Genomic DNA, 15,198 nt, shown 5'->3' on the forward strand with positions numbered 1-15,198 from the left:
AGCTCAGCGGTAGAGCGGGTATTATACCTTCCCACCTTTTTCCTCGGAACATTTTATTATGGAACCCCAGTAAATAGACTCACACCGGGAGGTCATGAGTGATGAGCAGAGCGAAACAATTATTTAATCAACCTCAGCCAACTACACGTAATCATGAAGGCTATGGCGCCTATGAGCGATTGGTGGAGGAACAATATATACAGATGTTAATGACCAATACATTGAACAATACGTTTTATGCAGATACACAGCAACTGATGGATGATGCGATGGTCAGTCATCAGGAGATGGCTGAGGTCGATGCAGGGTTTATGGCGCGGGCGCTGGTCTATGCTCGTAATGAAGGGTTGATGCGGTTACAGCCTCTATACGGGCTGGCACTCTTGTCCAAGGTGAACCCGGATCAGTTTGCGAAGGTATTCTCCAAGGTTGTACAGACACCGGCTGACTTGGCCGATTTTCTGACGATTCTAAGAGGAACGGGTCGGGGACAGGGCGGGCGAGTGGTGAAGCGTCAGGTGAGTCAATTTTTGAACGGTATTACTGAATATTGGGCAATCAAATACAACGGGCGCGGACGTGGATACAGTCTGGGCGATATGATCGCTACAGCACACCCCAAGCCGACAGATATGAAGCAACAAGCCTTGTTCCGTTATTTGCGAGGACATGAGGTGGATCTTACGGACCTGCCGCAGTTGCAGGCGCTAGAAAAACTGAAGGCTACCCCCAACCCGGCAAGTCGGATGCATCTGATCGAAAAAGGCAAACTGCCGTATTCGGTGGTCACATCGATCATGCAGCCGACACGTACGGTATGGGAGGCGTTGATGTCCCAGATGCCGACCTTTGCCTTGTTACGTCATCTGAATGCGATGGATCGGGCGGGAGTTTTTGAAAAATCGAAAAATATCGATTACGTAACGGGCCGTCTTACGGATGCAGAATCCCTGAGTAAGTCGCGCATCTTGCCTTTCCGCTTCGCCAGTGCGTATGAAATGATCGCAAGAGAAGAGCTGCGCTCTGCTTTGCGGGAAGCGGTGGAGCTATCGATTGGCAACCTGCCATCGCTGCTGGGAAGAACCGCCATTTTCCTGGATCGCTCCGGTTCCATGCAAGGGGATTATTTGCGGATCGGTTCGGTGCTGGCACTGGCACTTTATAAACAAACACGAGGCAACTCGCTGTTCTGGTTATTCGACCACATGGTTGAGGATGCTCGTCCCAAGATGGATGAAAGCATCCTTTCCCAAGCTCATCGGATTCGCGCACAAGGTGGAACCGACACGGGACGGCCTGTCCGAGAGCTTCGGGATATTGGAGAAAAAGTGGATCAGATCATTATGATCACCGATGAACAGCAGAACGAAGGCAGTCCATTATATGTTGAGCTTGAACGTTATCGCCGGATGATGAATCCGGACCTGAAAGCATTTATCGTGGATATTGCACCTTATCAGCAGGCAATGGTACCGCCACGGGATGGCAAAACCTTTTATATCTATGGCTGGAGTGAAACGGTATTGACGTATATTGCTGAGACTATAGCGGGATATGATACACTTGCGAACCGAGTGAGAGAGATAGAGATTTAAATTGGAAAATGTGGGGGCAACGGAGATGACTCATGTTCATGAAGAAACGAGAGATACGATTAGAGAGCAGCTGAAACAGATTGAACAGGAGGAGCAGGTACGGATCATCTATGCCTGTGAATCGGGCAGCCGGGCATGGGGTTTCCCTTCACAGGACAGCGATTATGATGTTCGTTTTCTGTATGTGAGACCGCTGGAATGGTACTTGTCCATTGAGGATAAAAGGGATGTTATCGAACGCCCGATCAGTGATCAGCTTGATATAAATGGTTGGGATTTACGTAAAGCCTTGAAGCTGTTTCGCAAGTCGAATCCACCACTGCTGGAGTGGCTGCAATCCCCGATTCAGTATGACGAGCCGTACAGCGTGGCAGAGCATATTCGTGCACTGTCGCCTTTGACCTTCTCACCAAAGTCCTGTATGTACCATTATCTGAACATGGCGAAGGGAAACTTTCGGGATTATTTGCAGGGTGAACAGGTGAAGATCAAAAAGTACTTCTATGTGCTGCGCCCACTGCTCGCCTGTGGCTGGATCGAACGTTATGATGCGATGCCGCCGATGGCATTCGAAGAGCTGGTTCAAGAGCTTGTTCCTCAGAGCACGCCGCTCTATACGGAAATCCATGAACTGCTGCGCCGGAAAAAGGCAGGCGAGGAACTCGACCTGGAACCGCAACTACCTGCGATACAGGCTTTTTTGGCAGAGAAGATCGAGCATTTTGAACAACTGGCCTCCCAACTGCAGAATGAACAGATTATTCAATATGAAGAATTGGACCGGATTTTCCGTTTTGCACTGCAAGAGGTCTGGGCGACAACCTGACGATTAAAGTTCGAGTTCGTGCGTATTTGCACATCAGGGGTCTGAACCGGTGGACCCACGTTTGTAACAGAATCGGTGAAGTATGAGACTTCTGATTCCTTTGGATGCAAGGTAATAGGGCAGGTTTGGTATATCCAAGCCTGTTTTTGTTATTTTTCGTCAAAATGTTTCATTCAAGATAATTAAAATTAGGAGTTTTAACGTTAATATAAATAACTAAAGCCCTATATGTTTCCAATCCATTCTGGGTAATAATTAATAGTAAGCAAGTGGTCATTGGAATCTCACAACGTAACGATAGGGGGTAACCTGCATGGCGTCAATGATTCTGCTGGTGAAACAGACGGAAGACGATGAAAAGGTTATTTATCGATTCGGACCGAATGAGCGGAAGATGGGACTCATTGAAATGAATAAGGTCAAGGAAAGTGTGAAAGAGCTGGAGCCTGTTCAGGTGGAGGGTGTCAGTCCAAGTTTTTATTTTAATCGGGCCGCACAGCGATTGGTTCGATGTTTGTTCAGAGAAGGTGGCAAGTTCCCTGAACGGACGACATGTGAATCTTAGTTTTCTTAGGGCTGGTCAATCATATAATGGACTTGATCAGATCGAATATGCAGGTAACAAAAGAAGTTCAAGCTCATCCGGAGACGGCTGTGTTTGGACTTTTTTGGTTGTGCCGGCTTTGTGCTGACTTCTCCTCAGACCAAATAAAGCCCACAGCTCCGTTGAGGAGAGTGGACTAGTTATTTTTGCGTATGAGGTCAGAACCTCTTCGCAAACGAAATCAGTGCGGTAATCGTAATGATGTTAAGCAACGTTGAGATCAGAACCGTCTGGGCAGCAAAGTCTGGCTCGTTATCGTACTCCTCGGCCAGAATGGACGCATTGACTCCGGTAGGCATACCGGATGCGATAATAAGGGCCTGAGCGGCGATACCTTGCAAACCGAGCAGTAGCACAATGGAAATCCCGATGGCCGGGCCAATCAGCAAACGCAGAAATGTGCTAATATACACATCAAGACGATACAGGCGGATTGGATATTTTACAATTTGGGCGCCGAGTGTCAAGAGTGCTACAGCGACCATACTTTGCTGCGCGTAAGTCAGCGGCATGGACAGGAAAGTGGGCAGTGGAATATTCCCCATATGAAACAAAATGCCGAGCAACAACGCATAAGGAACGGGCATTTTTAGAAATCCAATGATCACCGCACGGTAATTGCCCTTGAGCTTCGCACCCTGAATGGACAGCACACCATAAGTGAAAGTCAGCAATGCCTGTAAAGACATGACCAGTGCCTGGATGGAAGAGGCCAGTGGATCGCCACGGAATACCAGGGAGTTGATGGGCAGACCATAATTGCCTGCGTTGTCCAGCATGATGCTGTTGTTGAAGGCGGCCTTCATGCCTTTGTTCATGCGAAGCGAGCGTGCAAACACAGACCCCACAATATAGAGAATAATTACATATAAGGCGTAAAAAAGCGTGACAGTTCCGAGCAATTCCCCCGACATATCGGAGTGATACATGCTCATAAAGACGGCTGCGGGGGTAATACAATAGAAATTGATTTTGGCGAGGGTGTACAAGTCCAACTTGAACACCTTTTGCATCCAGGACCCGACGGCAATCAGAAGAAAGACGGGCAGGACGACTTCAAGCATGATGTCTGCAATCATCAGTTCAGCTTCCTTTTTCATGAAAATTTCAGTCCGATTTCGAAAATACTTCAACCATTATATCATTTTATACACAGATGAAAGATGTAAATGACTAAAAAAGATAAGGGGGCTTTTTATTATGATTCCAGATCATCTGGATTATGGTTTATCGATATTATTTATCGGATTCAATCCCAGCATCACGTCTGGAGAGACGGGTCATCATTATGCTTATAAAGGAAACCGTTTCTGGCGCATTCTTGAACGCTCTGGATTGACCCCTCGTTTATATGATGCACAAGAAGATGGGGAGCTGCTGAAGCTCGGGTATGGATTTACGAATATTGTAGCCCGGCCAACAAGAGGCATGGAGGATATTACAAAGAAAGAATATGCAGAGGGACGGCAAATTTTACGGCAAAAGCTGGAGGAATACCGACCGGACATCGCCTGTTTTGTCGGGAAAGGGGTATACACCCAGTACAGCCAGCGTGCCAAAGCGGAGTGGGGGTTCCAGGACGACCCGGTTGTCAAGGAAATTCACGAGTTTGTAGCCCCGTCATCCAGCGGACTCGTGCGTATGTCAATGGATGAGATCGTGGCGATCTATTCACAGCTTGCCGATTTTGTATCGGAGAAGAACAGGGCAGATTGAGAGATAAGCGGCTGCGACGGAATGAGTGATTCAGGATGCCAGAAAATTCACCACGAAACCTGTAGAGAATGTGCAGTAACAATAACAATATATTGGTATGCAGAGTTCGCCCATTCGGCTTTTACCGAGTGACGCGAATTCTTTTTTTTGGATAAAGTGAGAGGTTTCGGGAGCGGCTTCCGTCTATATAGTACAGAACCATGCATGGAAGCTGTAGAGAAGGGGGATTACATGACTCAACAGATACCAGAGGAGGAGCTCATTCAGCGTATTATCGCGGGGGACAAACAGCTATTTGCTGTGCTCGTGGATCGATATAAAAATAAAGTATTCGGCATTTTGCGCGGAATGGGTGCGAGTCATCAGGATGCACAGGATCTCGCTCAGGATACGTTTCTCCGGATTTACCGCTATCTTCCGACACGAAGGGAAGGAAGCAGTTTCTCGTCATGGGTATACACCATTGCTGTGAATCGGATGCGGGATTTTATGCGGCAACAGAAACCTGTGATGACCGCTGTTCATACGGGTTTGGAACAAACCAATGGTGAAACGCCAGAGAAACATGTGCTGCATAAGGAGATGCAGCGTGAAATATATCGCCAGATGGACCAACTGCCAGAATCGTATCGGCTTGTGCTGCTGCTTAAATATACGAATGAGCTGAGCTACGAAGAGATTGCAGATATCACGGACATGAGTGCCGCACAAGTGCGTAATGCACTTTATCGAGGGAAGAAAACGTTGAAGAAACAAATGGAGCGCAAAGGAGGTTTATCGACGTATGAAGCCTATTCCAAATGATGAGGATCGATTGTGGGAACAGCATTTGTTCCGTGAAGAACCGGATGCGGACTTTACGCTTGAGGTGATGCGGAAACTGGAAGGGGTGTCCATGGAAAACGCAGAAGACGGGAATCCGTTTACGAAAAAGGCCCCCAAATCCCATTGGATGCGCCGTACGGGAATCGCAGCGGCGGCAGTTGTGATTCTTGTGGGAGGGGCATGGTTTGCTTTTGATCACACAGCAAAATCCAAACAACCCACGGTAAATGCCGTAAATCAGCGGCTTCCCGACATACCTGTACCAGAAGAGATAAGATCTGGTTATCTGACGGACGATTACAAACGTCTGAAACCACTTGATCTTGTAATTAACCCGAATATTCAAATTGTAGATCAGGGGTATACGCTTAAGATTAGCGATGTCCTAGTGGATCGTTCACAAATTATTATTATAACAGAACAAAGCAACCCTGAAGGCAGCACGATACCGGTTGTTTATCCGGAGGCGGGAAGAATTCATGTTACAGATGAAAAAGGGAACAGAGTTGCTTCCATGGTGGTAGATACGAGGCTTAGCAGTTGGAATTATCAAAGGTTTGTATTCCAGCTGAATGATGATATTCCAGATCACGTATTTGTGCGGGGAGAATTAAGTTATTTAAAAATCCCTGATTATTATAATGTTAATACTGGAGAAATTACAGCAAGTAATACAACGGTGGATTGGAGCTTCCAATTCAACATCGATATGACCAAAGCCAAATTAATGGCTGTTGAGGCTCCCATGAACAACACCTACACCACTCCAGAGGGCTTAAAACTGGATATGACACAGCTTGTACGTACACCAAATGGAACCCGCCTTGATATGAACATCAGTTTGGATGATCAACTGCGTGCCAAAGTCGGAGAGAATTGGGCGGATGATATGGACTTGATGTATCACATCGAAATTCCTGAAACGAATGAGTATCGAATATTCAACGGGAGTAGACCCAATGGCCGCCAAGCCAAATTCCGGCTCCGAGATATGAGTGGATTAATGGATGGTGGTCCATTGAAGTTATCGGAGACATGGGACCCTGCTTTTGTTACGGTGGATGCGAAGAAGATTCATTTTGTCCTGGAAGGCTACACCATCCCGGTGAGGGAAGAGAAGTCGGTAGAAGTGAATCTGGACAAAAGACGGAAGGACACCAATTTTTATACATTTGTAGAATTTGAACAGCTTGGCGATAAGATACTATTTGATGATTTTGATTATAAGCCTGTTCCGGAATCATCTAATCTTCAGAAGAGTAATGTGAATAAAGGATATTCACTTGTTCTTAATGGAACAGGGACGTTCCGAAATGCTTTCGTGGGTGATAGCTGGGTGGCAGTAGATTCGGAAGGAACAGAATACCCTGTTGAAGTGGTTGGTTATCCAGACCAGCCCAATAGTAACGGTGAATACGTTGCCGATAAACTGAAATTGATCATCCGTGGTTTTTACAAAGAAGATGGAACGAAATTCACCTTAAAAAGAACGGTAGTTAACCGAGAGTACCGTGGTGTGAATTGGGAAGTGGATCTTCCGTCGTACACAAGCCTTCCTTGGCAAAAATAACAGTCAAGAAGAGTATTCTCTGCCAAGAACGGAACGGAGCTTGGTATGAATGAGTAGATAGGGAAGAAAGGCCCCGCATAATAACATGCGGGCCTTTTTGGTATTCAAAAGTTAAGTTGTACTGACGCTAAGGAGCTTACCCACATTGAGTTACGCCGATTCCCGTGGAATAAGGGATGTGGATAACATAACCGTTTCCTTCGGTGTACCTGGGCGTTCAATCCTGCGCTGCAAAGCTTCGATCGCACGCTGACCGAGTTCCTCTTTGCACAGGTTGACAGTGGTCAGAGGCGGGGACGATGTAGCGGCGGCATGCACATTGTCGATACCGATGACAAGGCAATCCCCGGGTGTGGAGAAACCCATTTCCTGCAACTTATTCATCCACTGCAAGGCGATATCATCATTGACGCCAATCCACGCATCGGGTCGTTCGTCAGCGGGCATGTTTTTGATTGTAGCAGCCAATTGATTGATCCATTCCCCATTCTCATAAGGAATATTCCATTCTCTGAACGTGGTCATACGACTGCTGTCTGCGTGAAAATGGTTCAAAGCCAGTTCGATGCCGATCTTCCGCTGTGCAAAGCTGGCCGCCCGGCCATCATCCGTAATCAGACCAATGCGGCGGCATTGCATCGACATTAAATATCTTGCTACAGTAATGCCTGCTTCCAGGTTATCATGGCTGATGGTATCACAGTTCAACAGAGGCTCCTGATGATCCACGAGCACAATGGGACGACCTGTCTGAGCCAGTCGTTGCAAGACCGCATGGGGGAAAGCGCCCATGGCGATGACCCCGGCACACCTTTCCCAGTCCAAGTGGGGAGCAATTGCCCGTTCTGGAGGCGTGTGTTCATCAGCGACTCCCAGAGAGGGAGATACAATGGCATGATGCCATCCTCTTTCATTACAGGCAGAGATCATGCCGGAGAGGACGCGCTGCCAGTAGTGGGGTTCCCCCCGGTTGAGCTGATTCATGCAGATAAGGGCAAACGGCGGCTCAGATTGATCTTCATTGATTCCGGTAGGCACAGTGCTGCTCCCTGGGGTGCCCTGGCGATATCCCAGGGCACGAGCTAACTCAAGCACACGGGCACGAGTCGCTTCACTGACGCCTGTCTTGCCGCTGAGTGCGCGGGAGACGGCATATTTGGATAATCCAAGCTGGTCAGCCAGCGACTGGATGGATACTTTACGTGACATTTCATTACTCCTTCATATGTAAACAATTTGCTTCAATCCAACGAGCCAGTTCAATTTACATATACAAGATAGGATCGAATTTATTTTTTCGATGACCCGTCCGTTATGAATTGACGATCACCTTCCGGCAAAGTACACTTACAAATAATAATGTTATTATAAATTATCATAACGAAAATAACAACTGATTGAAATCTGCGAATGGAACCATGAAAACATTTTGGAAAACTTCATCTCAAAGGAGACGACATCCATGGAACAGTTCAGATTACCGAAAATCCCCATGCCTCATCTGGAATTACCGCAAGCTGTGCAGAACATTCTCACCGAGGCCGAGGAACGGCTGCAACATAGACCCAGATTGCTGGCACAGTTCCGTAACTGTTTCCCCAACACACTGGAAACGACGACAAAGTTGTTGGATGATGGGACAACCTTTGTTATTACAGGAGATATCCCGGCAATGTGGCTGCGTGATTCAGTGGAGCAGGTGATGCACTACGTTCCGCTCGCGAAGGAAGACGAACAGTTGCAACGGATCATTGGGGGGCTGATCAAACGGCATACGTTCTATGCGGACATCGATATCTATGCCAATGCGTTCAACGAAACGGCTAATGGATGGCACTGGGATGCGAATGATGAGACGCAGATGTCGCCTTGGGTGTGGGAACGCAAGTTTGAACTGGATTCACTCTGTTTCTCCATGCGGCTTGCCTATGCATATTGGCGGGAGACGGAATTGACGGATATATTTGATGAGCGTTTCAAGAAGGTGATGCAGAGCGTAGTAAGTCTGTGGAAAACGGAGCAGCGCCATGGTGAGCAGTCCCCATATCGATTCATGCGCCGGAATTGCCCAGCCCATGATACACTCCGCAACGAAGGATTGGGGATGCCAGTAAACTATACCGGGATGATCTGGTCCGGTTTCCGCCCCAGTGATGATGCATGTGATTTTCATTATAATATTCCGGCGAATATGTTTGCAGTGGTGACTTTACGCCAAATGGGGGAGATTGCAAGGTGGGTTTTCAGGGATGAGAAGCTCGTCAGCGAGATGGCTCATCTGGAAGAAGAAATACGACATGGTATTTCCTTATACGGTACTTACCGTCACCCTGAGTATGGGCAGATCTATGCCTATGAGACGGATGGTTACGGCAACTTTTGCCTAATGGATGATGCAGGTACGCCGGGACTTATGTCGATTCCGTATTTGGAGTATGCTTCCACCGAGGACATCGTGTACCAGAATACACGCCGCTTTATTTTAAGCAAGGAAAACCCGTTCTATTATGAAGGACAAGTAGCCAAAGGCATCGGCAGCCCTCATACTCCGCCCGGATACATTTGGCACATGGCGCTGTCCATGCAGGGCCTGACCGCAGACAACGACAAGGAAATGCTGGAGATGATTGAGCTGCTGGAGAATACGGATGCAGGTACCGGGTATATGCATGAAGGTTTTCATTCCGATGATCCGAATACGTTCACTAGGCCGTGGTTTGCCTGGTCGAACAGCCTATTCTCGCAGCTTGTGTATAAAGCAATGAAAAAAGGAATTCTATAAAAGGATATAGATGAAATAATATCGGCAGTTGACTAATATATGTTAATTGTATATCATCGATATATGAAATGAGCTTCTTTTCTTTACTTCTTATCAAGAATAGGGGTGATTAAGCTAATGCGAAATGAACGGCCCAACGAGACGCGTACAAGAATTCTGAAATCTACAGCCCAGTTGCTGGCCGCTTCACCAGCCGGTGACATTTCAAACCGCGAGGTATGCGAAGCCGCAGGAGTAAAAGCACCGACGCTGTATCATTACTTTGACGATAAAGAGGCTTTATTACATGCTGTGGTTAAGGAGGCATTTGATCAGTACCTCGCTCAAAAAAGAAAGATTGAACATACAGGTGACCTCATTGCCGACTTTAAAAAGTTATGGGATATGCATATCACTTTTGGACTGGATAATCCGGCGCTGTATGATCTGATGTACTGTCGGGCATCCACACACACGGTGTCACCAGCCGCCGCTACCGCCCGCTCGGAGGTAATGGAGTTCATGCGTCATATTGAAGATGTCGGCCGGCTGCGGTTACCGATCAACGTATCAACCGATCTTTTAGAGTCGGTCGCGACAGGGCTAACGTTTCATCTCATCCGCTCGAACAGCAACATTCACCATCCTCTGGTCTCCATTACCCGCGACATGCTGATCTCGATCTTAATTGGGCTCGCCCCCTCATACGATGATCAGTTGGTCTCACCACAAATCGTAGAGGCCGCTTCTACTTTACGGCATGAATTATCCAAAGTCCAAATTTCTGCTCTAAGAGCTTCCGAAACTGCACTGCTTAAGGAATGGCTTGACATATTGTCTGGCAATTAGAGCTCACTTACTGGAGGGTATATTATGATTACACATGTTTTTGTAACTAAGCTTAAGAACCGCAATGAAGAAACAATAAACAACGTAAAAAACAAGCTGCTGGGAATGAAGGGCAAAATTGAACATCTGAAGGATTTATCGGTTGGGGTGGACTTTACTCACACTCAAATCTCTTATGATATAGCGATGGTGGCACAATTTAATTCAAAAGAGGATTTTAATGCTTATCTTGCACATCCTGCACATCTTGAAGTTGCTAAATATATTTTTGGAGTTCAAGAGAAGGTGGTAACCGTGAACTACGAAATATAATATAGATGATATTCTACAGAATAGATGAAATAAATCATGTTACACTCGGGCACTCCGATTGCAGTACCATCTTTCGATCGCTGTTATCCCCGGATTTTTTTGTGATAAAGGCGAGTGTTCCGCTTCTCCAGATTGGTTCTGCACTCTCCGTTCTCGTGTAAAAATTAATTTCACTTTATATTGGAAGCAGCAATGTTTAACAACCAAGCCCAAACTGCAGAAGATTCGCAGTTTGGGCTTGGTTGTTATGAAATGAAGAACTCAACACTATACAGTCTTCAGCAGATCCGCAATGTACACCTTTTGACCTGTACGTGCGCTTTCCAGGGATGCGAGTACCATGGCCATACTGAACTGGTTGTCACTGCAATCGGTCTCAGGCAGGTGCCCGGATTTCAGCGCTGCGAACATGTCTTCGAGGCAGCCGTGATGTCCCGTTTTCTCCATGACAGGCTGTTGCCCTTCAATCCGCTCACACGGTTGGAAAAAGGACGGTTTGCCTTCCGCATCCAGATGCTGCGCCGAGACAACTTCAGCATAAATGTCATCATGTCCGTCCCAGATGGCGGTTCCTTTTTCTCCGGTTACGCGCCAGGATGCTTCCCATGAAGTAGGCACACCTTCTGTGCACCAGGACCCGCGATAGTTAAACACGGAGCCATCGGACATTTCGAAGATACATAACGCCATGGCATTTCCTTTATACCATGACCCCGGAGGATTGAATTCGTGGCAGTACACTGAGACCGGATTGGCACCGAGAATATATCGTGCCTGGTCGAAGGTGTGAATCGCCATATCCAGCAGCAGTGGACTATCCATCAGGTCACGGAATCCTCCAAAATGGGGTCCAAGGAAGAAATCTGCCCCTGCAAAACCGACCTGACCAATCGTTCCGTCGGAAATCAACTGCCGATACGCGCGAATGCGCGGATCGAAACGACGATTTTGCATCACAGCCTGAATATTGCCCGTACGGCGTGCAGTCTGAACAATATCTTCACAGTCAGAGAAGGATTCCGCCAGAGGTTTTTCGCCAAATACATGACATCCTTGTTGTAACGCCGTCATGGCAATGCCGTGATGGCTCGCTGGAATGGTGACATCAAATACGATATTGGCATCAGTTGCTCGAATGGCCTCACTGATATCCGTAAACGTTGGACAGGAAAGGCCGTGCCGTGCAGCGAGTGCGGCGGCAGTCTGTTCATACAGATCGACAAGCCCTACAATTTCCGTGTCCGGTCTTTGCATGGCGTAATCAACCCAGGTATTGGACATGGACCCACAGCCTGCCACAACTACCCGATAAGGATGACTCATCCTATCATCTCCTTATGTTTTTCATTTTCTATGCTTGTGCAATGGACATCATGTAACACAATCTTAATCCCATTTTTATACCGGATTGGGAACAAAGTCTCCACCACGACATTGTTTCAAATATCTTAGTGCGTGCACCTGTCCGGTCATTTCGAGTTCATCTTTGTAGACAGGATCATGCCAGCCTTCAATATCGATCGTTCCCTGATACCCGTTTTGGCGCAGAATCGTAATGATGTCGGACCAGTTGGTATCCCCGAAGCCGGGCGTACGGTGCCAGACAAATTCACGTGGGCCGTGCACGCCATATTCTTTGACGATGTCCCAGGCAATGGTGGCATCTTTGCCATGCACATGGAACACTTTAGATGCCCACTTGCGCAGCTGAGGAATCGGGTCGATCAGGCTGGACATTTGATGGCACGGCTCCCATTCCAATCCGATGTTTTCATCGGGAACCGCATCGAACATCATCTCCCAGGCCGTTGGATTATGTGCGATGTTCCAGTCGCCCGTCTGCCATGTACCACCCATATCACAGTTTTCAAAAGCAATGCGTACACCCCGGTCTGCTGCCCGGCGTGCCAGTTCTCCAAACACTTCCTTGAACCGTGGAATCGATTGGTCAATTGGTTGATCGGTCAGTCGTCCGGTGAACCCGGAGACGATATCCGCTCCGAAGAGCTGGGCATGGTCAATCACCCGTTCCCAACTGGCCAATGTATCGGCATTATCCCCGGCTCCAGTGAGCGGATTACCAAACACACTTACTGCAGAGATGACAATTCCCTGTTCGTCCACGATTTCACGGACACGTTTGGCTGTTTCGGCGAGGTCCAGATCACCAGTCGTTTGCCAGAAGGTCAGATTGAAGGATTCGAAGCCATGTTTCATGATCTGTGGAATGACGCGGACTGCGTCGTGTCCACCTACGAGGGTGCCTATGCGTAACGGATTATTCATGGTTGTATTTCACTCCAATATTGGCTTATAGTACTTCGTGACACACTCATTATAGCCGTGCATCTGCCGGATGGCTCTATACAATCTTGTGCAATATTAGTCTGATCTTGTGGGGAAGGGAGGAGACAGCGTGCTGGATCTGAAAGCGCTTCACGAAAATACCCGCATTGACCATAAATCTCATCCATTTCAGCTGTTCCAGAATCGCTGTTGGGGAATGAAAACAGAAGAATGCATTCTGTACTTGCACTGGCATGAACACTTTGAACTGATTTTTATGCGGAAGGGCAGTGCCCTGTTTCATATCGACAGCAGGCCCTATGTGGCTCAAGCAGGTGAGGTCATTATCATTCCTGGAGGGGCGCTGCATGTCGGTTATGCTCTGGAGGAAGGGGATAGCCACTATGATTCGGTTGTGCTCAACAGTGCATTATTTCATGATTTTACCCATGATCCCGTTCACTTGAAATATGTTGCGCCATATCTGGAAGGCAAGGTAAGATTCCCGGTAAAACCGGCGGAGCACGACACAGCTTGTCAAGGTTATTACTCCCTGTTGGATGAAGCCATCGAGGAGATGGCCTCACAGCCGCTGGCCTACCAACTGGTTGTGAAGTCCAAGCTACATGCCTTGTTCACTCTGCTTGCCCGAACATTTATGCCACACCAACTTCCTGATAGAACAACGGGATCGTATTTTCCCAATCGGGAACGATTCAAACATTTGATTGAGCAGATTGAAGCGGAGCCGACAGGGAAAATGTCTGTTACCGAGGCAGCCGGCCAGGTGGGGCTGAATACGTATCATTTTTGCAAAATGTTCAAAAAACTGACTGGCCGCACTTTTGTGGAATATGTGAACGGGTGCCGAATGACGAAAGCCGAACAGCTGCTGCAGGAGAGCAGCCTGACCATTACCGAGATCGCTGCCCAGGTTGGCTGTGATAACGCCAACTATTTTACGAAGCTGTATAAACAATACAAGGGGATGACACCCTCGCAAGGGCGGTTAAAATAGGAAAACCTTGCCTCAATATGGTACAAACAAAAATCCGGATCACCGCCAGAGATGCGCGAGTAATCCGGATTATTTTATGAATATCAGATATCAGAACGTATTTGATCTGTTTATGAAGATGCTTATTTCATGAATTTGGAGAATAATCGATTAGCTTTTTTTGAGAGGTCGTCCAACTTGATATTGGCCTGATCCAGTTGATTGTATCCCCATTTGATCGTTTGCAGCATGCGTGGGGATATGGGCGTACCTTTGATCCGTGGATAAATGTTGTGATAGGCCCAGACGAGATGTTCCCAGCGATTATCGTTGCCGTCCTGAATATACTCCGATACGTCGATGACTTTCCCGCGTCCATTCTGGAGAATTACATTTTTCAGGTGAATGTCCCGTGGGTTTAGGCCACGGTTACGTACTGCCTCACGCGCTTCGTCCACATCAAGCATGACCTGCTCGGGGACCGGGATTCCTTTTTCCAGACATTCGAGCAAGGTATCTCCCGCTTCAAAACTGATCACAAGAATATTCCGTCCGCTGCCGTAATAGGTGGGGAAATAGGGCAGGCCTTTGAGCTGCTCATATACCTGTTTTTCATTTTCCAGTTTGTCCAGGGCATGATCTGAGTACATCTTGAAGGCATACTGCGGCAAGCCGTCATACGTAAATACCGCCGCATCCGTTCCTGTGCCAATACAATGGAGTCCTTCTACATGGCCAATGATGTTCACGAGCTCATTCCGGTCGCTTCCGATGACTTGGATTTGTTGTAATGCTTCTTCCGCCTGGAACCAATCCGGTCGATTCATGGGTGGTGCCTCCTTTTAGGATATGCCTGT

Annotated in this window: 15 protein-coding genes; 10 read left to right on the forward strand and 5 right to left on the reverse strand. The window is 47.5% G+C overall.

The genetic code is table 11. The features are described from left to right. The first annotated feature begins 101 nt into the window (after positions 1-101). The 3 genes from ACFVQB_RS11815 (at position 102) to ACFVQB_RS11825 (ending at position 2,986) form a co-directional block, all read left to right on the forward strand. Complete coding sequence (locus ACFVQB_RS11815; protein WP_379438656.1) at positions 102-1,595, forward strand: TROVE domain-containing protein; 1,494 nt, start codon at positions 102-104, stop codon at positions 1,593-1,595. Between the two features lie 25 nt (positions 1,596-1,620). Beyond that, a complete protein-coding gene (locus tag ACFVQB_RS11820) occupies positions 1,621-2,421 on the forward strand; it encodes a nucleotidyltransferase domain-containing protein (RefSeq protein ID WP_379438658.1) in 801 nt (266 codons plus the stop codon). Positions 2,422-2,734: 313 nt separating this feature from the next. Next, positions 2,735-2,986 carry an RNA-binding protein gene (locus ACFVQB_RS11825; protein WP_063567677.1) on the forward strand — a complete coding sequence of 84 codons (252 nt, stop codon included), beginning with the start codon at positions 2,735-2,737 and terminating at the stop codon, positions 2,984-2,986. A gap of 197 nt (positions 2,987-3,183) precedes the next feature. On the opposite strand, the gene ACFVQB_RS11830 is transcribed toward ACFVQB_RS11825, so the two are convergent. Beyond that, positions 3,184-4,104, reverse strand: coding sequence for an AEC family transporter (locus tag ACFVQB_RS11830; protein ID WP_379439710.1), 921 nt, complete (start codon positions 4,102-4,104; stop codon positions 3,184-3,186). Between the two features lie 121 nt (positions 4,105-4,225). Between ACFVQB_RS11830 and ACFVQB_RS11835 the strand changes: the two genes are divergently transcribed. The 3 genes from ACFVQB_RS11835 to ACFVQB_RS11845 all read left to right on the forward strand — a co-directional run bounded on the left by ACFVQB_RS11835 (position 4,226) and on the right by ACFVQB_RS11845 (position 7,136). Beyond that, positions 4,226-4,741 (forward strand): mismatch-specific DNA-glycosylase, encoded by a 516-nt coding sequence (locus tag ACFVQB_RS11835; RefSeq protein ID WP_379438661.1) that lies wholly within the window; start codon positions 4,226-4,228, stop codon positions 4,739-4,741. Positions 4,742-4,972: 231 nt separating this feature from the next. Then, the gene (locus ACFVQB_RS11840) at positions 4,973-5,545 is read left to right on the forward strand and encodes an RNA polymerase sigma factor (RefSeq protein WP_379438663.1); all 573 of its coding nucleotides are present in this window, start codon (positions 4,973-4,975) and stop codon (positions 5,543-5,545) included. Next, positions 5,526-7,136, forward strand: a complete 1,611-nt coding sequence (locus ACFVQB_RS11845; RefSeq protein ID WP_379438666.1) for a DUF4179 domain-containing protein — start codon at positions 5,526-5,528, stop codon at positions 7,134-7,136. Before ACFVQB_RS11840 ends, ACFVQB_RS11845 begins: the two co-directional genes overlap by 20 nt. A gap of 150 nt (positions 7,137-7,286) precedes the next feature. Here ACFVQB_RS11845 and ACFVQB_RS11850 read toward each other — a convergent pair whose 3' ends face one another. After that, entirely contained in the window at positions 7,287-8,345 is a 1,059-nt protein-coding gene (locus ACFVQB_RS11850; protein ID WP_379438669.1) for a LacI family DNA-binding transcriptional regulator, read from the reverse strand. Between the two features lie 253 nt (positions 8,346-8,598). Here ACFVQB_RS11850 and ACFVQB_RS11855 point away from each other — a divergent pair, with 253 nt between their 5' ends. The 3 genes from ACFVQB_RS11855 to ACFVQB_RS11865 all read left to right on the forward strand — a co-directional run bounded on the left by ACFVQB_RS11855 (position 8,599) and on the right by ACFVQB_RS11865 (position 11,058). Continuing rightward, positions 8,599-9,918, forward strand: coding sequence for a glycoside hydrolase family 125 protein (locus tag ACFVQB_RS11855; RefSeq protein WP_379438672.1), 1,320 nt, complete (start codon positions 8,599-8,601; stop codon positions 9,916-9,918). A gap of 117 nt (positions 9,919-10,035) precedes the next feature. After that, entirely contained in the window at positions 10,036-10,746 is a 711-nt protein-coding gene (locus ACFVQB_RS11860) for a TetR/AcrR family transcriptional regulator (protein ID WP_375522226.1), read from the forward strand. Positions 10,747-10,770: 24 nt separating this feature from the next. Then, positions 10,771-11,058, forward strand: coding sequence for a Dabb family protein (locus ACFVQB_RS11865; protein ID WP_379438675.1), 288 nt, complete (start codon positions 10,771-10,773; stop codon positions 11,056-11,058). Between the two features lie 267 nt (positions 11,059-11,325). Here the strand turns inward: ACFVQB_RS11865 and ACFVQB_RS11870 are convergent, their stop codons facing one another. Both ACFVQB_RS11870 and ACFVQB_RS11875 read right to left on the reverse strand, forming a co-directional pair. Beyond that, positions 11,326-12,381 carry a Gfo/Idh/MocA family protein gene (locus tag ACFVQB_RS11870; RefSeq protein ID WP_379438678.1) on the reverse strand — a complete coding sequence of 352 codons (1,056 nt, stop codon included), beginning with the start codon at positions 12,379-12,381 and terminating at the stop codon, positions 11,326-11,328. A gap of 75 nt (positions 12,382-12,456) precedes the next feature. Further along, positions 12,457-13,344: a sugar phosphate isomerase/epimerase family protein gene (locus ACFVQB_RS11875; RefSeq protein WP_379438681.1), complete on the reverse strand. Its 888-nt coding sequence runs from the start codon at positions 13,342-13,344 to the stop codon at positions 12,457-12,459. Positions 13,345-13,474: 130 nt separating this feature from the next. Between ACFVQB_RS11875 and ACFVQB_RS11880 the strand changes: the two genes are divergently transcribed. Then, entirely contained in the window at positions 13,475-14,362 is an 888-nt protein-coding gene (locus ACFVQB_RS11880; RefSeq protein WP_379438683.1) for a helix-turn-helix transcriptional regulator, read from the forward strand. A 122-nt stretch (positions 14,363-14,484) separates the two neighbouring features. Here ACFVQB_RS11880 and ACFVQB_RS11885 read toward each other — a convergent pair whose 3' ends face one another. Beyond that, on the reverse strand, positions 14,485-15,168 hold the full coding sequence (locus ACFVQB_RS11885) for a serine/threonine protein kinase (RefSeq protein ID WP_379438685.1): 684 nt from the start codon (positions 15,166-15,168) through the stop codon (positions 14,485-14,487). Between the last annotated feature and the right edge of the window lie 30 nt (positions 15,169-15,198).

The organism is Paenibacillus sp. NPDC057886 (assembly GCF_042796655.1).
Classification (GTDB): domain Bacteria; phylum Bacillota; class Bacilli; order Paenibacillales; family Paenibacillaceae; genus Paenibacillus.